Here is a 20,738-nt window from a genome sequence, read left to right as displayed (position 1 = left end):
GCCCAGGATGGAGACCAGTTCCTCGTGCCGAGTGTGCCAGTCCGCGTAGCTTTGCTCGATGAACAACGGCATGAGCGATTCGTCGATCGCACCGAATCGTCCGCACACGATCAGCGCCAACTCGAAATCAGAGGCATCCTTTCGCTCGATGGCCTCAAGCAGCAGCCGCTTACCGAGCTCTACTCCGTCGTCCGTGCCGAAGTATCGGAGCACAGCTCCGGCGTCACCGCCACTGACGTCGCCCGGTCGGTAGACCATTGCGAGGATCAGCTTTTCGGCCTCAGGAGTCACACCCGATCTCCTTGATCTTTTCGAAGTCAGCGATGTTGTCATTGAACACCTTAAGTCCCTTACCTCTGCCGAGGCCGATGTTGGTATGGCCCGCGCCCCCGGCGTCGACGCCCTCACCCTTGAAGAAGGCGTTGTTGCGAGTCCATCCCTTCCCCACCGTCGGCATGTCGGGGAACTCGGCGCTTGTGGCTCGCGAAGTATCACGCACGCCGATCTCGGCGAGCTTGTCCCGTGTTCCAGGCTGCATCTTGAACTTGACCAACACGCCTTGGTAGTCCTCTGAGAAGCCCTGCGTCGGGGAGACGAATGTCTCGGCGGTGGGTTGAAGCTGCCCGGTTGCGACGAGCTTGTCGTAGTGCTCCTTGCTCATGGTGCGGTAGAACTCTTCGAAGTCGCCCGGGCTGCCGCCGGAGCCGTCGTCACCGGTCAGGCCGAGCGGGTCGAGCCAGGAGAGCGGGTTGCCTACATAGCCGTAATGGTTCGGCGCGGGGGCCAGACCGAGGGGGTCGGGCGCGGTGTATCGGCCCGTGTCCGGGTCGTAGTAGCGCCGGTAGTTGTAGTCGAGGCCGGTTTCCGCGTCGTGGTACTGGCCGGGGAAACGCAGCGGGCAGTCGGCTGCGGCGTCGCTCGCCGTTGCTGCCGTTGCTGCTGTCCTCGCCGCCGTGGCCGCCGTGGCCGCCGTGACCGCCGTCGCTGCCGGGAGCCGGTTGCCCCAGAGGCCGGCCGAGCGGCGCCAGGCGATCTCGCCCTCTGGCGTGACGAGTTCGGTCGGGGTGCCGATCAGGTCGGTGACGATCGCGTGGAAACGCTGGTCGATCACCTCTTGCGGCGCGTGGGCGTAGTACGTCCGGCGGTCTTGCGCTACCGGGGTCCAGGTGCCCGGCTCGTAGTCCCACGCCGTCGTGGTGACCTCATCCCGCCCGGCGCGGATGTGCTCCTGCTCGGCCAGGGACGCGCCGTCCCAGGTGAAGCGGGTCTGCTCGCGGATCTGGCCGTCCTCGGCCACGAGCTGCTTCGCTATCCGACGGCCGAGGGCGTCGTATGTGTACGTCCACCGCTGGCCGTCTGGCGTCTGCGCTTCGACCATCCGGTCGAATGCGTCGTACGAGTACGTCCAGACCTTGCGGCCTCCGGACAGCGTCCTGCGGACGGTCTTCACCAGCCGGCCCTGGGCGTCGTACTCGTAGCTGGTACGGCCGGCCTGTCGCAACAGCGTGCCGCTCAGCTCGCGAGCACCTGCCGTGGGTGCGTCGGCGTTGCGGCTGTCGGCAGCGTGCGTCAGGTTGCCGAGTGCGTCGTATGCGTACTGCTCGGACCATGTCGCCGCACTGACGGCGGTGACCCGGCCGAGCGGGTCGAGAGTCAGGGCCCTGGTTCCGTCTTGCGAGTCGGCGACCGAGTCGGGATTGCCGTCGGCGCGGTAGGTCCAGGTCCGTTCGTGGATCAGGTCTGAGATGCGCGCGTCGTCGGGGCCGGTGACCGCGAGGAGCTTGCGCGAGGTAAGCCGGCCGAGCTGGTCCCACTCGTTCGTCAGCGCCGTGCTCGCGCTGAGCCAGCGATGCGATTCGCGGCCGGCGGCGTCGTGGCCGAAGCTGATCTGCTGGGCGCTGGTGGTGAGCGAAACCGGCCTGCCTGCCGCGTCGTACGCCCAGCTGCTCGCGTGGCCACCCGGCGTGGTTCGCGAGATCCGGTTTCCGAGAGCGTCATAGCTCCTCGACAGAGTTCTGCCTTCGACGGTCTCGGCGATCGCTCTGCCGGTGACGTCGCGGGCGAACTCGAGCTGCGCGTCCTGGTTCGCGGCGCGGATGAGCGCGCCGTCGACGTCGTACTCGAACGTCGCGGTCCGCTGGTCGGGGAGGTGCTGCTCGATCACGTGCCCCAGCGCGTTGCGGACGAGGTCGACCGTCTCTCCGGCGCCGTTGACGCGCTGCGCGAGCCGTCCCGCGGCGTCGTAGGCATAGCCCAGCCGCCTGCCGTTGAAATCCTGCTCCGCCACCAGATTCCCGGCGTCGTCGTACTCGTAGATCCAGCTCGCGGCGGACGGGTTCGTGACCGCGGTCAGGCGCAGCTCGCGGTCGTGCGTGAACTGGTATCTCGAACCGTCCGGGTCCGTGCGCGAAAGGATGGTGCGGAAGGGACCGTATTCGAAGGTTGTTTCGAAGCCGGCCGGGTTGACGTGGCGGACCAGGTTTCCGCGCGTGTCGTAGGCCCAGGTTTCGCGAGCGCCGTCCGCGGTTGTGCGAGCTACCGGGCGTCCGTCGGCGTCGTACTCGGTGGTGGTGACATGGTCGAGCGGATCCGTCGAGCGCACGACTCGGCCGTGCGCGTCCCGCGCGACGGTCCAGACCGAGCCGAGCGGGTCGGTGATGGCGAGCGGCAGGCCGGCCCGGTCGGTGCTGATCGCGGTCGTGTTGCCAAGCGGATCGGTCGCGTCGATCAGCGCTCCGTGTTCGTCGTATGTGTAGCGAACGGCCGAACCCGATGGGTCTGTGGAGGCCGCGAGGTTTCCGCGCTCGTCGTATGCGAGTACTGATACGGCCCCGCTTGGCGCGGTGATCCGAGTCGGCTGCTGGAACTCGTTGTACTCGGCTAGAACGCGCGTGCCGTCAGCACGCTGCAACTCCCGGACGTTCCCCGTCTCGTCCCGCACGAACCGCGTGGTGTTGCCGAGCGGATCGGTGTGCTCGAGCAGACGACCGAAACGGTCATGGCTCATCAGCGTGGCGTTGCCGGCCGGATCGACGAGCCTGGTGAGGTGGTTGTGTTCGTCGTACCAGTACTCGGTGACCGCCGCATAGCTGTCGACGACCCTCGTGCAGCGGGCTTCGAGGTCGTATTCGAACGTCGCGCCGAGCGTTCCATCCTCGCCGCCGACGCGCGCGATACGGCCGCTGTCGTCGTACTCGTAGTCGTATCGGTAGCCGCCGCGATCGATCCACGCGGTGATGCGATCGACGTCGTCGTATTCGTAGATGAGCGGCACGTTGTTCGCGTCGAGGATCTCGACGAGCCGCCCGGCCGGGTCGTAGCTGTAACCGACTAGAGGGACGCCCTCGGGGTGTGCGGCGTCTATCAGCCGCAGAGCTTCGACTCGGAAGCCGGTGCCTCGGTACGCGGTGTCGACCGCGATCCGGTACCCACCCACGTGATCCACTTGGCTCGGTACGCCGTCCACGTCGCGGGTGACGGTCAGCCAGTTGCCGTTGCGGTCGGTGATGCGCGCGAGATGGCGGACTTCCGTTTCGGCGCCGGCCGCACCGTCGGCAGCGCCGTGAGCGCCGTCAGTGCCGCTATCGGCGGGGGTGAAGTGCCGGGTCAGGCCGGAGGCCGGATCGAGGACGGCGATCGTGTCGGTCGTGCGATCCCAGGTCAGCGGCCAGCGCGCCCCGGCCGCGGGCAGCATCCGCTGGCCGTGCTGCGTGGGCACCCCGTAGTTGAGCGTCTGCGCGTCGTCCCCGAGGAAGTGGATGCCGTCCGCGTCGATGACCAACCGCTGGTCCAGCGTCGAGGACCAGCCGGGGCCGAAGAGCCGGCCGTGTCGGTAGCCCGATGCGTACGCGCGGCGCAGGATCAGCGGCAACACCCCGCCGAGCTCGACATCGGCCTTCGCGGTCATCATCTGCCCGCTGACCGGATCGATCGGGTCCTTGCAGTCCGGCGTCGGTCCGTCGCCCTCAGAACCCTGACCGCCGCTGTCGCCGCCGCCGAACTCGCCGTCCCCGGCGCCCGACTCGGCGGAGGTGGCCGCCGAGGACGCGTCGGAGCCCGCGTTCGCTTCGACGTCCGCGGCCGCCGTGTCGGTGCCGCCGGACGCGTCGCCCATGATGTTGCTGATCTTCGTGGCGCGCTCGGCGTCCGTGGCGAGAGTGCGGTCGACCGCGCTCTCCTCGGTGTCGGCCACATCGGAAAGCAGCTTCTTGCTGATCGTCTGCGCCGCGTTGTCGCCCGCTTCGGCGAAGTCCTTGGCCGCCCCCGCGGCGACCTCGGCCATGAACCGCCCACCCATTAGAAGCTCAACCCCGCAAGTCCCGACTTCAACGTCTGCGCGTGCCCGACCATTGTCTCAGCATGCTGACGCAGTACCGATATCTGCGCGCGCGCCGCGGCCTCGTCCAGGCTGAACGAGTCGCCGACCCCTGATTCCGCCTTGCTGGTATTGCCCCAGTCCAAGCCCGCCAGCATCGACTCGACCTTCGCGAAGAACGGCTTGAGCGCCGCCTCGATCACCTTACCGATGACGTACTGCTCCAGGTCCTGGATCAGCGACTGGCTGAGCTTCTGCCCCGCCTCGATGATCACCGGCAGCGCCGCCTCCGCGATCCCCAGCGTGGCCACTGACGCGGCCTGGTCGGCGAAGAACTCCACCGCCATCTCGATCAGCTGCGCCACCGCCTCGGCCTTCTGCGCGATGATGTACCCCGCCCAGACTTCGAGTGCGTCGGCGACTACCTCACAGGCCGCCAGGATCTCGGTGACGTGTCGATCGGAGAGCTCCGACCAACCGGACTGCATCTGCCGGGTCGAAGCGCCCTGATGTGCTTGGGCGAGCTTCGTCACCGCGTCCGCGGCGTCCTTGTGCGTGCGCTCGACCGCCTGCCCGAACTCGCGCACCAGCTTCGCGAAGTCGTAGATGGTGTCCTCGTTGATATAAGGCCACTCGATCCCGATGACGTTGAGGAAGTTAACGACCGGCATCGGCAGATCGTCTACCGCCATGACCCCATCCCTCCCGTGTGTGCTCCACCCCGGCCCAACGTATCCGCGGCCGCCGCCCGCGTCCACGTGCGATGGAGTGCACGCTCTACTGATCGGTCTCCATGCCGATGCGTGCGGCGATCGGCGGCGACACGGGATACGGGCGCTCGGCCGGCAACAGCTTCGCGGCGGCGTCAGGACCCTGCTCGCGCAGCTGGGCGTGACACTCCCGGGCCAGGTCGGTGACGTCGCGAATCTCCCGGATCCACTGGTCACAGTACCGTGCGACGGCCTCTGCGCTGAGCCCAATTTGCAGGGAGCGGTGTGGGAGCGGCGCGAAGCGCAGATCCCGTTCCGGATCCCATTGAACGCGCACGGGTTCGCGCAGCGTCGCGCGCCAAGCCTCGGATGAGGCGTGCAGCGACGCATCGAAGTGTGCGAACGCGCTGTGTTCCAGTGCCCACTCGAACCCGGCGCGGTCGATCCGGATCGCCAGGACGTGCTCCTGGCCGGGCTTGGTCGCCCAGCCGCAGCGGTACATCATCCAGCGGAAGGACGGCTTGATCCACGTCATCCGGCTGCGTTTGAAGCTCGGGCCGAAGCGGTCGCCGGCCGCGGCTGGGATCGCGATCGCCGGGCCGTACGCCTGGTACACCGTGATCGAGTCGTCGTCGTACAAGGCTCTGATTTGGCGCTTGGGGATATCCATGATCGTCCCCTTATTCGGCCGCGAGCTGAGAGCCGGCAGCCGCCGGGGCCGGCGGTGTGACCAGCTGCCAGTGCGGGTGCTTGGCTTCACGGTTGTCGCCGGAGGACCGGCCGCGCAGCCGCCGATTGATCCACGGCAGAACGTGCTCGCGGTAGTAGCGGGCGTTGGTCGTTACGCCTTGGGCGCTCACCGCTGCGGTCACTGAGCCGGATGGTGTGGTGAGCGTCGCGTCGGACGCGGCGAACGAACCCGGCGCCGGGGCGAACCCGAGCGCGTGCAGCACCAGCCCGGCGACACGCTCATGGCCATGACTGTTGAGGTGCAGGCGGTCAATCGTCCAGTAGCGCGGGTCGCGGATTTCCTGGTCAGCGAAGCAGTTGACCAGAGTGACGCCGTGCCGGGCGCACACCTCGGCAAGCCCGGCGGTCAGGTACGCGGCGCGTCGGTGGACCATCCGGCCCAGCGGCAGCTGCGCGGTCGGGTCCGCGCCGCTGAGCAGGACCGGGCGCACCCCGGCTTCGACGCAGCGCCGGATCGCGTGCTCGGTCAGCTCCAGCAGTTGATCGAGGCGCACGCCGGGACGCAGCATGTCGTTGCCGCCACCGTTGAGCGTCAGCAGATCGGCGGCCGGGTCCAGCGTCAGCGCGGCTTCCAGCTGTTCGGTCACGATCGGCCGCAGCAGCCGCCCGCGAATGGCCAGGTTCGCGTACTCCAACGGCTCGCCGCGCTCGGCCAGCGCCGCGCTCAGCCCGGCGGCGACCAGGTCCGCCCATCCGCGCAGGCCGCCATCCGGCCGCACATCGCCGACTCCCTCGGTGAAGCTGTCACCGATCGCCACGAACCGCACGCTCAACCTCCATTTCGGCAGCGTCCAGTATTCACCATGGCCAGGATTGAGCCGCGGTCGTGATCGCTCGGATCCGCTCCTTCTATTGGACAGCGCCGCAGCCGCAGGAGAGGGTGGGGAGCAGGTTGACAGGGTCACAGGAGGGTTCGCGATGGGGTATCTCGCCGCTGATGAGCGTTACGACGCCGCGGTCTTCCGGCGGTGCGGCCGGTCCGGCCTGGAGCTGCCCGCCATCTCGCTCGGGCTGTGGCACAACTTCGGCGACGCTCAGCCGTTCGAGACCCAGCGCGCGATCCTGCGCCGCGCCTTCGATCGCGGCATCACCCACTTCGATCTGGCGAACAACTACGGCCCGCCCTACGGCAGCGCCGAGGCCAACTTCGGCACACTGTTCGCCCAGGACTTCCGGCCGTACCGGGACGAGCTGATCATCTCCACCAAGGCCGGGTACGACATGTGGCCCGGCCCGTACGGCCAAGGCGGCGGCTCGCGCAAATACCTGCTGGCCAGCCTCGACCAGTCGCTGACCCGGATGGGCCTGGACTACGTCGACATCTTCTACAGCCACCGGTTCGACCCGGACACGCCGCTGGAGGAGACGATGGGCGCGCTGGACGCGGCGGTGCGCTCCGGAAAGGCCTTGTACGCGGGCATCTCCTCGTACAGCCCGGAGCGCACCCGTCAAGCAGCGGACATCCTGCGCTCGCTCGGCACGCCGCTGCTCATCCATCAGCCCTCGTACTCGATGCTGAATCGGTGGATTGAGAACGGATTGCTGGACACGCTCGGCGAACTCGGCGTCGGCTGCATCGCGTTCTCGCCGCTTGCGCAGGGGATGCTGACGAACAAGTACCTCGGCGGCGTCCCGGAGGGCTCGCGGGCGTCGCGCGACTCGTCGCTGTCCACCGACCTGCTGAGCGAGGGCAACATCGAGCACGTGCGCGCCCTCAACGCGATCGCCGCCGAGCGCGGGCAGTCGCTGGCGCAGATGGCGCTGGCCTGGGCCCTACGCGACCCGCGGGTGACCTCAGTGCTGATCGGCGCGAGTAGCGTCACGCAGCTCGACGACAACCTCGGCGCGCTGGACCGGCTGGACTTCGCCGACGAGGAACTGGCCAGCATCGACAAGTACGCGGTTGAATCGGGTATCAACCTTTGGGCCGCCTCGGGCGAGGCGTGACGCGGAAGGGACGCAGCGCGATGGCGATCATCTCCCGCGGGTTTCACGGACGGCCGCGTTCCGACGACGGCAGGCTGCCGCCGGGGCAGTACGAGACGCACGACTTCCCGGTGCTTTCGGCCGGGCCGACCCCGCGGGTCAGTCGCGACCGCTGGGAGTTCACCATCACGACCGAGGGCGGGGTTCGGCACGCCTGGGACTGGGCCCAGCTGACCGCGCTTCCCTCCGAGCGGCCGACCGTGGACCTGCACTGCGTCACCAAGTGGTCCAAGTTCGAGACCGAATGGCAGGGCGTCTCGCTGGATCTGCTGTTCGAGGACGTCGAGTCGGCCGCCGACTTCGCCCTCGTGCACGCCTATGGCGGCTATACGACGAACCTGCCGCTGGAGGACCTGCTCGACGGCAAGGCCTGGATCGCCTACTCCTACGAAGGCGAGGACCTGGCGCCCGAGCACGGCGGTCCGGCGAGGCTGCTGGTGCCGCACCTTTACCTCTGGAAGTCCGCGAAGTGGGTGCGCGGAATCCAGTTGCTGCTTCAGGACGAGCCGGGGTTCTGGGAGAGCGCCGGCTACCACGAGTACGGAGACCCATGGCGCGAACAGCGGTACCAGGGCGACTAGGGCAGCGCCTGCGGTGGCAGGCGGCGACACTGGTCGAGCGGCGGGAGGAAACGCCCGCCGCGCACACCCTTGTGCTGTCCGTGCCAGGCTGGGCGGGACACCTGCCCGGTCAGCACGTTGACGTGCGGCTGACTGCTGAGGACGGGTACAGCACGCAGCGCAGCTATTCGATCGCCTCGGCGCCGGAACCCGGAAGCGACCGAATCGAACTGACGGTCCAGCAGGTGCCGGACGGTGAAGTCTCGCCCTATCTGGCCGAAGCCCTGGCGGTCGGCGACCAGATCGAGCTGCGCGGGCCGGTCGGCGGCTGGTTCGTGTGGCGGCAGGAGCAGACCGAACCGGTGTTGCTGGTGGCCGGCGGCTCCGGGGTCGTGCCGCTGATGGCGATGATCCGGACCCGCCGGACGACTGGCAACCGCGCGCCCTTCCGGCTCCTTTATTCGGTGCGCACTCCCGAAGACCGCATGTACCTGCCCGAACTGCGCCGCGGCGACCCAGGGCTGGATACGACGTTCATCTACACACGAAAGGCTCCGGCCGGTTGGCGACGGCCGCCGGCACGGCTTATTGCTGAGGACCTGGCGGTGACCGGCTGGCCGGCGGACTTCGACCCGGCCGTCTACGTGTGCGGACCCACCGGGTTCGTGGAACACGCCGCCGATCTGCTCGTCGAACTCGGCCACGATCCTGCCCTGATCCGCACCGAACGCTTCGGCCCAAGCGGAGGTTGACATGACGGAGTTTGGTACGGCCGAGTCTGATAAGGCGCAGTTCGCGCAAAGCGCGCGTCCTGGCGACGCGACGTACCAGGACGGCAACGCCCTGGCCGGGCCGCTCTCGGAAATCTTCGCGGTCGACGTGACCGCCGCGGTGGGCCGCTGTACCGGCTGCGGCAGCACCGGTCCGCTGGCCCGGCTGCGCGTCTACGGGCCCGAACCCGGCCTTGTCGCGCGCTGCCCGGACTGCGAGCAGGTGGTCTTGCGGCTGGTGCGTGGCCCCGACGCCGCGTGGCTGGACCTGCGTGGCACCGTGAGCCTGCGGATTCCGCTCGCCCCCTGAGAGGGATCAGACGCCCTCTGAGCCGAGCGAAGGAAATGAAGATGCCGGCGAGGCCTGGCGCGGTCTATCGTCGAAGCATGGAGGTCATCACGTCCCGACATTCGGCCGCGACCGCGCGAGCTACCAGCTCGTCGGTTGCCGTCGGCTGACCTCAGCCTCCCTGTTCTTTCCCCCGGCGACCGGAATCGGCTCGCCGGTGTGACTTTCTGCTGCCGGGATCCTGGTTCTCGGATCCCGCATCCGCTTAGCGCACCCCATCGCTCCCGTTCCGGTTGCCATGAAACCGAAGGAGCCACTGCGGTGGACTCGGACCAGACTGTCAAGACATTCATCGATTTCTTCCGCGAACGCGGCCACGGCCTCATCGACGGAAGTTCGCTCGTGCCCGAGCCCCGCGATCCGGTGCTGTTCACCACCTCCGGAATGCACCCGCTCACTCCTTACCTGCTGGGATGCCCGCATCCGCAGGGCCGGCGCCTGGTCGGCGTGCAGCGCTGCCTGCGCACCACGGATCTCGACGAGGTCGGCGATCGCACCCACCTGACCGTATTTCAGATGCTCGGTTCGTGGTCCCTCGGCGACTATGACGGCGTCCAGAGCATCCGCTGGGGATACGAACTGCTGCGCGACGGCTACGGCATCGATCCGGGCCGCTTGTTTGTGACGGTCTTCGGCGGAGACGGCCAGGTCGGCCCGGACAGCGACTACTGGCGCACCTGGAGCGAGCTGGGCGTGCCGGTCGAGCCGACCGGCGAGGAAAACTGGTGGTCCAACGGCCCGGTCGGCCCCTGCGGCACGGACACCGAGATCTTCGTGTGGACCGGCGACGGACCGCCAAGCGGCACACCGACCGGCGACCCGCGCTGGGTGGAGGTCTGGAACCACGTGACGATGCGCTACCGCCGCCACGAGGACGGAAGCCTCGAGCCGCTTCAGCAAACCAGCATCGATACCGGGCTCGGCTTGGAGCGGCTGCTGACGATCCTGCAACGCAAGGAGTCGGTGTTCGAATGCGACGTGTTCGTGCCCTGGGGAACGACGATTCCGCGACTGTGGACGCTGGATGAACGATCGTCGCGCATCGTCATCGACCACCTGCGTTCGAGCATCGTCGTGATCGGAGACGGAGTATCGCCCTCGAACACCGGCCGCGGCTACGTGCTGCGCCGGCTCATCCGTCGGACGCTGACAACCCTCTGGCGCGGCGACCCTTCCCGCACGGTCACCGACCTGCCGCCGGATCTCGTCGAGGACACACTCAGTCGCTTCGGGCAATCAAGCGACGGCGGAAAGGTCTATGACGTGCTGCGCGACGAGGAGCGGCGCTTCTCGGGGCTGCTTGAGCGAGGCCGTCAGGAGGTCTCGCGACGGCTACGCCGAGGCAGCCTGGACGAGGACGATTACCGCAGCCTGCACGAGACGCACGGTCTTCCGCGCGAACTCGTCGACAACCTGCTGACGCAGCGGTGAGAGTTCCGCGGGTGAGAGTTCTCGGCAGCTCGTGATCTCGTGCTCGCCTACGCCCTGATACTGGGCTATGTTCTGCAACATGAACGTCCGTACTCGGTGACGTCGCCAGGAGGCATCTTGAAAGTCGGCCTGCTGACCAGGGAGTTCCCGCCCGATGTGTACGGCGGCGCGGGCGTTCACGTCGAGTTCCTGGCCAGGGAGCTTCAGGCGCTCACCGACGTGTCCGTGCACTGCTGGGCCAGTCAGAAGGCGACCGAGCCGCAGGCGGGCGTCCAGCGGCACGCCCCGGCCGAGACGCTGGCCGACGCCAACGAGGCGCTGCGCAGCCTGTCGGTCGACTTGGCTATGGCCGCGGCCGTGGCGGACCGCGACCTGGTCCACTCGCACACCTGGTACGCCAACATGGCCGGGCATATCGCCAAGCTCCTCTACGGCATCCCGCACGTGATGACCGCGCACTCGCTCGAACCGCTGCGCCCGTGGAAAGCCGAGCAACTCGGTGGCGGCTACACGCTCTCCAGCTGGGCCGAGCGCACCGCGATCGAGGCCGCGGACGCGGTGATCGCCGTCTCGCGCGGGATGCGAGAGGACATCCTCAGCTGCTATCCCGCGCTGGACCCGGCCAAGGTCCAGGTCGTGCACAACGGCATCGACACCGCGCTTTACCGGCCCGACTCCGGCACTGAGGCGTTGACCCGGCACGGCGTCGATCCGGATCGGCCCTACGTCCTTTTCGTCGGGCGCATCACGCGCCAGAAGGGCGTGCCGCATCTGCTGCGCGCCGCACGCTCGCTCACTGCGTCCGCGCAGCTCGTGCTGTGCGCCGGGGCTCCGGACACGCCCGCGATCGACCGGGAGTTTCGCGAGTTGGTCGACGAACTGCGCCGGTCCCGCGACGGCGTGATCTGGATCCCGCAGATGCTGCCGCGTCCCGAGGTCATCCAGTTGCTCAGCCACGCCGCGGTGTTCGTCTGCCCATCGGTTTATGAGCCACTCGGGATCGTCAACCTGGAAGCCATGGCTTGCGGCGCTCCGGTGGTGGCTTCGGCGGTCGGCGGCATCCCCGAGGTGGTGCAGGACGGCGTCACCGGGTACTTGGTCCCGTACCACGAGAAGGACCCGGCCGCGTTCGAGGCGGCGCTCGCCGAGGCGCTGGACGGCGTCATCGCGGATCCGGCCGCCGCCGAGCGCATGGGCGAGGCGGGCCGCGAACGCGCGGTGCGGGAGTTCGGCTGGGATGCCATCGCCCGCCGGACCGTGGCGGTGTACCAGGAAGTCCTGGGGAAGTGACGGCCTTCTCCCAGGTCAGGGCAATGGAGTAAAGGGGCGGCTGATGCGCGGCGGACCTTCGGTGCTGGGAATCGTGCTCGCGGGCGGCGAGGGCAAACGGCTGCTGCCGCTCACCGCCGACCGGGCCAAACCGGCCGTGCCCTTCGGCGGCACCTACCGGCTGGTGGACTTCGTGCTGTCCAACCTCGTCAACGCGGACGTCATGCGCATCTGTGTGCTGACGCAGTACAAGTCGCACTCGCTCAACCGGCACATCACCACCACCTGGCGGATGTCGAACCTGCTGGGCAACTACGTCACGCCGGTGCCCGCGCAGCAGCGGCTCGGCCCGCGCTGGTTCCTCGGCAGCGCCGACGCGATCTACCAGTCGCTCAACCTCGTGCACGACGAGCATCCCGACTACATCGTGGTATTCGGCGCGGACCACGTGTACCGGATGGACGCGCGCCAGATGCTGCAACAGCACATCGAAGGCGGCGCCGGCGCGACGGTCGCGGGCATCCGCATCCCGCGGGCGGAGGCGCCCTCGTTCGGCATCATCACTCCGGCCTCGGACGGCCTGCGGGTCGAGGGTTTCCTGGAGAAGCCGGCCGATCCGCCGGGGCTGCCGGACGATCCGGACCGGGTGTACGCCTCGATGGGCAACTATGTGTTCACGACAAAGGTGTTGCTCGACGCGCTCGACCGGGACGCCGACGACGACCGCTCGGTGCACGACATGGGCGGCAGCATCCTGCCGATGCTCACCGAGGCCGGCCAGGTCCAGGTCTACGACTTCGACCAGAACCACGTCCCCGGCGAGACCGAGCGCGACCACGGCTACTGGCGGGATGTCGGAACCCTCGACGCGTACTACGACGCGCACACGGACCTGATCTCGATCCACCCGGTCTTCAACCTCTACAACCGCGAGTGGCCGATCTACACGCACCAGCTGCAACTGCCCCCCGCGAAGTTCGTGGCCGGCGGCATCGCCGGCGAGTCGATGGTCGCGCCGGGCTGCATCATCAGCGGGCAGGTCACCCAGTCCGTGCTCTCACCTGGCGTGATCATCGAGGAGGGGGCGGTGGTTCAGGGCTCGATCCTGCACGACAACGTCCGCATCGGCCGCGGCGCGGTGGTGCGCCGGGCGGTGCTGGACAAGAACATCGTCGTGCCGCCGGGTGCGACGGTCGGCGTCAACCCCGAGCGTGACAGGGAGCTTTATCACGTCTCGGCGAACGGGATCGTCGCGCTGGGGAAGGGCCAGCGGGTGCTCTGACCGATCGCGGCGAGCGCTGCCCGCGGTTGTCCGGCTGAGCGAGACGGCATTTACTTCCCGATCGCGAAGCAGAGCCGTCTCGCCCGGGAGCGCAGGTCGAGGCGCGGTGCAATGCTGGCTGAATGAAGACGGTGTACGAAGCCGCGGGTGGCGCCGAGGGTATGGGCCGACTCGCCGACGCCTGGCATGCGCGGGTCCTGGCGGACGAGGTCGTCAGCCACGCATTCAGTCACGGCTTTCGTCCGGAGCACACGGCGCGGCTGGCCGCGTACTGGGCCGAAGCGCTCGGCGGCCCCGCGGCGTACTCCACCGAGTACGGGGACGAGACGATGGTCGTGCGGATACACAGCGGCCCTAGCGATCGCACGGAGATGGATCTTTGCGCGATCGCCTGTTTCGATCAAGCGCTCGATGATGCTGGGATCAGTGACGCGCGGCTGCGACAAGTGCTGCACGACTACTTCGCCTGGGCGACCACGACGACGATGGAGCGTTACCGGAGCCCGGACGAGGTGCCGGCCGGTCTCAGCATTCCGCATTGGTCGTGGGACGGTCTGGTCACCGGCGATCGGTGAAGCGGGCCGATGGGTGGGCCGCCGCGATGACCGGCGGCCCACCCGGGAGTGTCAGGCGATTGTCAGCAGGAGCCGTCTGACTTCCAGATGTTCCACGCGATCGCAGAACCCGGAGTCACGCCGGTCGACCAGTAGGTCGCCGTGTAGTCGATGTGGTTGTAGGAGACGTTGTTGCCGGGCACGTACGACGTGTTCGCGTTCCAGGCCGGGTAGCAGCTGCCGCCGCCACTGCCGCCGGTGGGCGACGGGGACGGTGACGGGGAGTGCGACGGGCTCGTACTCGGCGACGGGCCGCCCCCGCCGTTGCCGCCTCCACCGAGGAAGATCTTGGTGAAGTCGAGCTTGCCCTGGCTGATCTCAGAGCACGAAGGCAGACCGTTGGCCGAGCCAGAGCAGGGCTGGTCGCGGTCCACCGACCAGAACGCCAGCCGGCCAAGGCCGTTGCTGCTGGCCCAGCTCACCAGCGCGGAAGCGTTCGCCTCCGAGAACACCTCGGCGGAGTTGTCGTTCTGGCCGATCATCGGGGTGACGCCGATGTTGGCGTAGGTGTCGCCCGGCCAGTCCGCGCGCGCCTGGTTCAGCGTGTTCTGCGCCGCCTGGATCGCCTCCTGACCCATGTCCCCGGTGAAGGACGAGCCGTAGTCCATCGCCATGACGTTGATCACGTCGATGCGGGCGCCGTCCTGCTTGGCCAGGTTGAGGAACGCGACGCCGTCCGCGGCCAGACCGCTGGGCAGCACCGGCAGGGTCGCCGAGACCACCAGGCCTGGGTTGGCGGATTCCAGGCCCTTGATGGCCTGGAAGCGCACGTTGTTGTTCGAGGTGAAGTCCAGGGTCGCGCCTTCGATGTCGAAGTCGATGTGGTTGACCCCGAGGTGGCTGATCACGGACTGGTAGGCGGCCTGGAGACTGGAGGCGGTGGTGCAGGTCAGCGCCAGCTCGCTGCCGCCCGCGCCGCCGAAGGAAACGATCGGCGTGGCGCCGGCCGAGCGCGCGGTGGCGATCTGCTGGTCCATGGCCGGGTCGTTGGTGACCGGCAGGGTGTCGCCCCAGATCGGGGTGCAGCCCGAGCCGATCACGAACGCGGCGGTGTAGTTGTGCAGGCCGGCCTGGCTCGCCGCGGCGTTGAGCATCGGTTCCTGGTTGTTGGACATGTCGACGTACGGCGCGACCTGCACCACGGCGGCGTTCGCCGGCGACGCGGCGATGACCGTGGTCAGCACCAGGCCACAGGTGGCCAGGAGCGCCGCGGATCCGGCGGCGATCCAGCGCGGCTTGCCGCGCAGAGGCAGAGCTTTCATTTCATCTTCCCTCTGTTTTCGTCGTCAGGCGCGGTCGCGACACGCGGTGGGCGCTTGCGTGTCAGGGCCGTGCCGCACGACCGGGTGTGGGCCCGGCAGGGCGTCGTCCGTCCCGATCGAGGCGGTGAGAGAAGTGGACGCGTCAGTAGGGCGAAGCACGGTGGCACGCGGTACGCCGCATCGGCGTACTCGGGACCGTTTTCGCGTCGGCCTGACCCGCTCCCTCTCCCTGCATACGCCAGGGCCGGGATGGGCGTGCGCCGAACGCCTTTTCGCCAGTTGTACAGCGGTGCCGCGAAGCGGATCCTGACCGGCGGGCGCCGTGCGGGAGGCGCGTCGGTCTTCGGCCACGGATGCGGCACCGAAACCCAAAGTGGACTAGACCACAGTGCTTCGTCAAGCGGCCGCCTGGTAACGGATCGGATACGGCCCCTGATCGTGTCCTGGCCGAAAGCTGAAGCGCGCGGCCGGGGTGCGGCTTAACGGGACGCGTCTCGGCACGCCCTAGGTGCCGGGCGTAACAGCGGCGCGCTGTGATTCGCCTTTTTGTTATGACCGGCTGCGCGGTCGTCTGTGGTTGATGAGGACGGCGCACCACACGAGCCCGTGCCCGCGCCGACTGCTTACCGGCGTGGGCGCACGGCGAGATCGAAAGCGATTCGCGCACGGACCGCGAACGCCGATCCGCCGCGTCAGGGGCCGGATCGCCGCCGTGGCGGGTGGGTCGTCACGGCGGGGATGCGGCTGCGCAGCCGGCGTTCGCGCACCCCTCGATGACGTCTGTCAACCAGTTACTGACAATTCACGCCCGCCCGCGGTCGCCGTCGAGCGCGGTGACCAGCCCGCGCCGCTCCATGCGCTGCCAGCGCAGGCGCGTGCCGGTCACGGCCGTGACCGCCGACTGAATCAGCACCAGATACATCAGCTGGCGATAGACGAATTGCTGTAACGGCAGCGTCCACAACACGCCGCGCCGCTCGCGATCGAGCGCGAACGCGTACCAGCAGGCGGCGAGCTGCACTGCCAGGAAACCGAGCCACACGGCCGTCATCCGCGCCGCGTCCCCGAAGATCAGTCCGTAGCAGGCGAAGACGTCGACCAGCGGTGCGAGCAGCGGCAGCAGGATCTGGAACAGCAGCAGGTAGGGGATCGCGCGCCGGCCGAGCCGTCCGGAGCCGCCGAACTGGAACACGCTGCGCCGGTGCTTCCACATCGCCTGCATGGTGCCGTAGGACCAGCGGTAACGCTGCCGCCACAGCTGGCCGAGGCCGGCCGGGGCCTCGGTCCAGGCGACCGCCTTCTCCTCGTACACCACGCGCCATCCGGCCCGGAGCAGCGCCATGGTCAGGTCGGTGTCCTCGGCCAGCGTCTGGTCGCTCACTCCGCCGACGTCGAGCAGCGCCTCGCGACGGAAGGCGCCGATCGCACCGGGCACCGTCGGCATGCATCCGGCCAGATCGTAGAACCGGCGGTCGAGGTTGAATCCGACCACGTATTCGATGTGCTGCCAGCGGCCGAGCAGCCCGGCCCGGTTGCCGACCTTCGCATTGCCGCTGACCGCGCCGATATCCGGATCGCTGAACGGCTGCACGAGATGGTGGACCGCGTCCGGCTGGAAGACCGTGTCGCCGTCGAGCAGCACCAGGATGTGGCCGCGGGCGTGCGCGATCCCGGTGTTGAGCGCGGCCGGTTTGCCCGCGTTGGCCTGCCGGATGAGCCGCACGCCCATGTGCCGGAAGCGGTCGACCACCGCCGCGGTGCCGTCGGTCGAGCCGTCGTCGACGACGATGATCTCCATCGGATACTTGCAGTTGAACAAGGAGAGCAGCGTCGCCTCGATCCCGGTCTCCTCGTTGTAGGCGGGGACGATCACGGACACCGGTTCGCGTACCGGCGGCCCCCAGGGCTTGCGCCGGCGTCGCGCATGCCGGTGCGCCGTGGCAAGCAGCAGAAGCAGTCTCAGGAGGCTGAGTGCGCCCGCGGCCAGGATGGTCCAGCCCAACGCGGTGACCATCAAATCCGAGCCCTGCACCGCCCATACCAGCAGCCGCCCGCGCCATTGCTGCGCCGCGGCGGCCGGCGTGACGGCGGTGGGGGCACCGATCGCCCCGGTGACGGTGGTGAAGATGTAACCGCGCCCTTGCAGCATGGGAATCAGCACATTGAGCGCGGCGACCGTTTGCGAGCGGTCGCCGCCGGAGTCGTGCATCATGACCAGCAGCCCGGGGGTTCCGCTTGCGGGCAGCACGTTGGCGACGATCCGCGCGACGCCTGGGCGCTGCCAGTCCTCGCTGTCCCGGTTGGCGAGCACCACCAGGTAGCCATGCGCGCCCGCGTCTTGGATCGAGGCCCAGTCGGCGTCGTCCAGCGCGTCGGGCTCGGAGGAGTAGGGCGGACGCAGCAGCGGCGTGGAGACCCCGGCGGCGCCCGCGATCACCGACTGGGTGCGCGAGAACTCGAAGGTCCGGCGCCACTCGCTCGCGGAGGCCAGATCCGTGTGAGTGAACGTGTGGACGCCGACCTCGTCGCCCGCGGCCACCTCGGCTCGCACCAGGCCCGGGTTCTGCGCCACGCGCCCGCCGACGACGAAAAAGGTGGCCGGCACCTGGTAACGCTTCAGGACGGCGAGGATCTTCGCAGTCCACTCCGGATCCGGTCCGTCATCGAAGGAGAGGGCGACCCGTCCGGCCGGGATCGAATACGAGCGCTGAGCCCCGCCGCGGGTGTCGATCACGGGGCCGCCGTTCGCGATCGCGGACGGGACTCGTTCGGCGCCGCCGGTCGGGTGCGGTCCGCCGGCTCCCTCCGCGCCTACCTCATGGTGCACCAGGCCGTAGGTGAGCAGCATCCCGGACATCAGGAGCAGGGACACCGCGAACAAGAACCAGTGGGCCCGCGGCGGCACGGCACGCGCCACGCGGCGTCTGCCCGCCATCAGTGGCCGTGTCCGGTCGCGCCCGGCGATGCGGATTTGCCGGCCAGACCCGGCGGTTGGTGCCGGCTCGCCGTCGCGGAGGGAGAAGGGGAAGCCGAGGGCGCGGCGGCCTGGGACGAGGCAGACCGGGCCGCCGCGGTTGTCGGGCCCGAACCGGGGGCCGTGGTGGCGTTTCCGGTGCCCGCTCGTTTGGCGGTGGTGGCCGGGTGCGCGCTCGAGGTCGCCTTGCCCGCGGAGATCGGACTGCGCTGACCGCCCGGCAACGGCAGGAGGGCGTTCGGAGGCACTGGGCCGCCGAGAAGGCTTGCAATCACCAGCGCGCCGTACGCGCAGGCTCCGATCAGCAAGCCGTATGCGACGCGACGGATGCGGCGGCGGCGACGTCCGGTGCCGTCGACGAAGACCGGGGTCTGCGTGGCTGGCGTCCGGGAGACCGGCATGTCGGGGTCTGCCATGCTCGCGGGGCGCGCGGCCGCGCTAGCCGTGTGTCTGAGCCGTGTCGCGCCCACTTGGCACCGATCCTCGTCGCTATCCCGGCATGAGCGGGGCCTGCGGCGCCCAGGATGGGGGGTCGCGACGCCGCAGGCCCGCGGGGAGACGCTCGTCGCGCGTGGCCGGGGGGAAGAGCACGCGCGGACGTCTCGACGCGGATAGGCGCCGAGGACCCGAGAAGTGTTACTCCCGGCGTTGTTCCGTGAGGCGCTTGGATCGAGCACCCGCCTGGAAGTGGGCTCAGTGCCCGCTGCCGTGCGGGTTCGGCGAAGGCGAGTGGCTCGCATGGCCATTGCCATGCGTCGCGGTGGGCTCAGGGCTGGCGCTCGGCGAAGGTTCGCCGGACAGCGTGGGTGACGGCGCGGCGCTTTGGCTTTCGCCGGCTGCGCCGCCGCTCGGGAGCGTGAGCAGCGTCGCGCAGTACTGCCTGACGTGACCAGGATCACCTGCCGCAGCCACCAGAGCCGCCTGATCCGCCGCGCCGAGGCCGGTGCGCCAGTTCTGCGCGTTCACGGCGACCTTGCGGCACAGCGGCATCAGCTGCGCGGTGTCGCCCGCGGTCGCCTCGCCGGGGCCCGGAGCCGGAGACAGGGAGCCGGCCGCGCTAGCCGTCACCGACGGATTCGCACCAGCAGTACCTGACACCGTCGGCGCGGGGATGCCGACGCCGCCGAAGTAGTCGTGCGCGATCTGCTGCACCGAAGTCGGCAAGACCCCGGCGCTCGCGGCGGCCATGCCGCTCCCGCCGATCACCAGGAAAACCGCCGCACACTTCACCATCGCGGCTCGCGGCGACCGCGGCCGGGTTCTGCTTCGCGGCGGCGCCGACCAGCCCGCCCCGGCTCCGGCGCGGGTACCGGCTCCGGCTCCGCGGAAAGCCATGAGGATCGGCTCAAGTCGCGCCGGATCCAGGGTCGCCTCTGAAGGAGGCGCCGCCGCGATCGCGAGCAGGGTGTCCAGATTTCCCGCGCTGTGCCCGCCGTTCTCGCCGTCGACCAGGCGACTCGCCGAGCCCCAGCCGATCCGTCGTGCCGGGCGCCGCCTCGACTGCGCCGCATGCGCCGGGCGGCCGGGATATCCGCTGCCGCCGGTCATGGCGTCACCTCGTCAACGAAACCGGTGGCCCGCGTGGCTGCCCCGGAGTCAGTGGACCGTGCATGTCCCGCCGGTTCAACCAACGCTTCCCGGATCGGCGGTGCCTCGGTCAAGGCCGCGGCGTCGCTGAGCAGGCCGGACAAACCACGCAGCCCGCGCATCGCCGCGATCCGCACCGCACCAGCGCGCTTGCCCAGAACTTGCGCGGTCTGCTTCGCGTCGAGGCCGATGATCACGCGGAGCATGACCGCCTCGCGCTGGTTCTTCGGCAGTTGCGCGATCATCTGCAGCGCCTGCTCAGTGGACAGCCGCTCAAGCGCCGCGTCGGCGGTGTCGTCCGGCGCGGCGTGTTCCCGAGTCGAATCCGTTCCGATGCCTGGCAAGCCGCTTGGGTCCTCGGGCCGGCGCCCGGCGCGCCGCATCTCGTCCAGCGCCCGGTGGCGCGCGACCCGGAACAGCCAGACCCGGAACCCGGCCGCATCGCCTCTGAACTCGCGCACATCGCGGGCCGCGTGCAGCCACGTCTCCGAGGCCACGTCCTCGGCGCACTGGCCGACCAGCACCCACAGATAGCGCAGGATCAGCGGATTGAGCGAAACCCACAGGTCGGTGAAGCCGCGCTCGTCGCCGCGGCGCGCCGCGTCCAGCGCGGTGTCCAAGTCGGCGGTTCCCACGCCAGCCGCATCGTGCACGTCACCGTCCGAACACTTGCAGTACTCGCGGCGCTCAGCGCCGCCCGAATCCGGCCACACACCATACCGAACACTCAGCCGTTTGCGGCCGCCTGGGCGCAGATCGCCTGGAATCGCCGCGGCGTCGGCCGTCACAGCGGCGGCCGTCAGCGAATCGGTCGCCAGAGAACCGGCGGGCACAAACGCACAAGCGGAGCCGAAGCCTCGCCCGCCGTCGATTGCCGAC

17 protein-coding genes and 1 pseudogene are annotated in these 20,738 nt (G+C 69.1%); 8 read left to right on the top strand and 10 right to left on the bottom strand.

Features of this window, described 5'->3' with window-relative positions; all coding sequences use genetic code 11:
- The 5 genes and pseudogenes from VN779_RS03540 to VN779_RS03520 all read right to left on the bottom strand — a co-directional run.
- A pseudogene (locus VN779_RS03540) lies at nt 1-291 on the bottom strand (hypothetical protein); the annotation flags it as partial.
- Nucleotides 281-4,282, bottom strand: coding sequence for an RHS repeat-associated core domain-containing protein (locus VN779_RS03535; RefSeq protein WP_325720070.1), 4,002 nt, complete (start codon nt 4,280-4,282; stop codon nt 281-283). The gene VN779_RS03535 and the pseudogene VN779_RS03540, both read right to left, overlap by 11 nt.
- 14 nt (nt 4,283-4,296) lie before the next feature.
- Nucleotides 4,297-5,007, bottom strand: a complete 711-nt coding sequence (locus VN779_RS03530) for a hypothetical protein (RefSeq protein ID WP_325720068.1) — start codon at nt 5,005-5,007, stop codon at nt 4,297-4,299.
- Between the two features lie 85 nt (nt 5,008-5,092).
- On the bottom strand, nt 5,093-5,695 hold the full coding sequence (locus VN779_RS03525) for a DUF4291 domain-containing protein (RefSeq protein ID WP_325720066.1): 603 nt from the start codon (nt 5,693-5,695) through the stop codon (nt 5,093-5,095).
- Nucleotides 5,696-5,705: 10 nt separating this feature from the next.
- Nucleotides 5,706-6,542 carry an SGNH/GDSL hydrolase family protein gene (locus tag VN779_RS03520; RefSeq protein WP_325720064.1) on the bottom strand — a complete coding sequence of 279 codons (837 nt, stop codon included), beginning with the start codon at nt 6,540-6,542 and terminating at the stop codon, nt 5,706-5,708.
- A 151-nt stretch (nt 6,543-6,693) separates the two neighbouring features.
- On the opposite strand from VN779_RS03520, the gene mgrA reads away from it, so the two are divergent.
- The 8 genes from mgrA to VN779_RS03480 all read left to right on the top strand — a co-directional run bounded on the left by mgrA (nt 6,694) and on the right by VN779_RS03480 (nt 13,997).
- On the top strand, nt 6,694-7,722 hold the full coding sequence (gene mgrA / locus VN779_RS03515) for an L-glyceraldehyde 3-phosphate reductase (RefSeq protein ID WP_325720062.1): 1,029 nt from the start codon (nt 6,694-6,696) through the stop codon (nt 7,720-7,722).
- Between the two features lie 20 nt (nt 7,723-7,742).
- Complete coding sequence (locus tag VN779_RS03510) at nt 7,743-8,342, top strand: sulfite oxidase-like oxidoreductase (protein WP_325720061.1); 600 nt, start codon at nt 7,743-7,745, stop codon at nt 8,340-8,342.
- Complete coding sequence (locus VN779_RS03505) at nt 8,312-9,073, top strand: ferredoxin reductase (RefSeq protein WP_325720059.1); 762 nt, start codon at nt 8,312-8,314, stop codon at nt 9,071-9,073. The genes VN779_RS03510 and VN779_RS03505 overlap by 31 nt, the downstream gene beginning before the upstream one ends.
- Nucleotide 9,074: 1 nt before the next feature.
- Nucleotides 9,075-9,401, top strand: coding sequence for a DUF6510 family protein (locus VN779_RS03500; protein ID WP_325720057.1), 327 nt, complete (start codon nt 9,075-9,077; stop codon nt 9,399-9,401).
- A 300-nt stretch (nt 9,402-9,701) separates the two neighbouring features.
- The gene (locus VN779_RS03495; protein ID WP_325720056.1) at nt 9,702-10,871 is read left to right on the top strand and encodes an alanine--tRNA ligase-related protein; all 1,170 of its coding nucleotides are present in this window, start codon (nt 9,702-9,704) and stop codon (nt 10,869-10,871) included.
- A 117-nt stretch (nt 10,872-10,988) separates the two neighbouring features.
- The gene (gene glgA / locus VN779_RS03490; protein WP_325720054.1) at nt 10,989-12,161 is read left to right on the top strand and encodes a glycogen synthase; all 1,173 of its coding nucleotides are present in this window, start codon (nt 10,989-10,991) and stop codon (nt 12,159-12,161) included.
- 40 nt (nt 12,162-12,201) lie between these two features.
- A complete protein-coding gene (gene glgC, locus VN779_RS03485) occupies nt 12,202-13,422 on the top strand; it encodes a glucose-1-phosphate adenylyltransferase (RefSeq protein WP_349260626.1) in 1,221 nt (406 codons plus the stop codon).
- Between the two features lie 122 nt (nt 13,423-13,544).
- Nucleotides 13,545-13,997 carry a group II truncated hemoglobin gene (locus VN779_RS03480; protein WP_325720050.1) on the top strand — a complete coding sequence of 151 codons (453 nt, stop codon included), beginning with the start codon at nt 13,545-13,547 and terminating at the stop codon, nt 13,995-13,997.
- A gap of 62 nt (nt 13,998-14,059) precedes the next feature.
- Here the strand turns inward: VN779_RS03480 and VN779_RS03475 are convergent, their stop codons facing one another.
- The 5 genes from VN779_RS03475 to VN779_RS03455 form a co-directional block, all read right to left on the bottom strand.
- Entirely contained in the window at nt 14,060-15,298 is a 1,239-nt protein-coding gene (locus VN779_RS03475) for a chitinase (RefSeq protein ID WP_325720048.1), read from the bottom strand.
- A gap of 802 nt (nt 15,299-16,100) precedes the next feature.
- Nucleotides 16,101-18,233, bottom strand: a complete 2,133-nt coding sequence (locus VN779_RS03470; RefSeq protein WP_325720046.1) for a bifunctional polysaccharide deacetylase/glycosyltransferase family 2 protein — start codon at nt 18,231-18,233, stop codon at nt 16,101-16,103.
- On the bottom strand, nt 18,233-18,688 hold the full coding sequence (locus tag VN779_RS03465) for a hypothetical protein (RefSeq protein WP_325720045.1): 456 nt from the start codon (nt 18,686-18,688) through the stop codon (nt 18,233-18,235). The genes VN779_RS03470 and VN779_RS03465 overlap by 1 nt, the downstream gene beginning before the upstream one ends.
- Before the next feature lie 277 nt (nt 18,689-18,965).
- Nucleotides 18,966-19,820 (bottom strand): hypothetical protein, encoded by an 855-nt coding sequence (locus tag VN779_RS03460; protein WP_325720043.1) that lies wholly within the window; start codon nt 19,818-19,820, stop codon nt 18,966-18,968.
- A complete protein-coding gene (locus VN779_RS03455; protein WP_325720041.1) occupies nt 19,817-20,494 on the bottom strand; it encodes an RNA polymerase sigma factor in 678 nt (225 codons plus the stop codon). The genes VN779_RS03460 and VN779_RS03455 overlap by 4 nt, the downstream gene beginning before the upstream one ends.
- Nucleotides 20,495-20,738 lie beyond the last annotated feature (244 nt).

Source organism: Actinocrinis sp., from assembly GCF_035605935.1.
Lineage (GTDB): Bacteria > Actinomycetota > Actinomycetes > Streptomycetales > Catenulisporaceae > Actinocrinis.
Note: the sequence above shows the minus strand (reverse complement) of the source record. Positions and strands in the feature narration are given on the sequence as shown.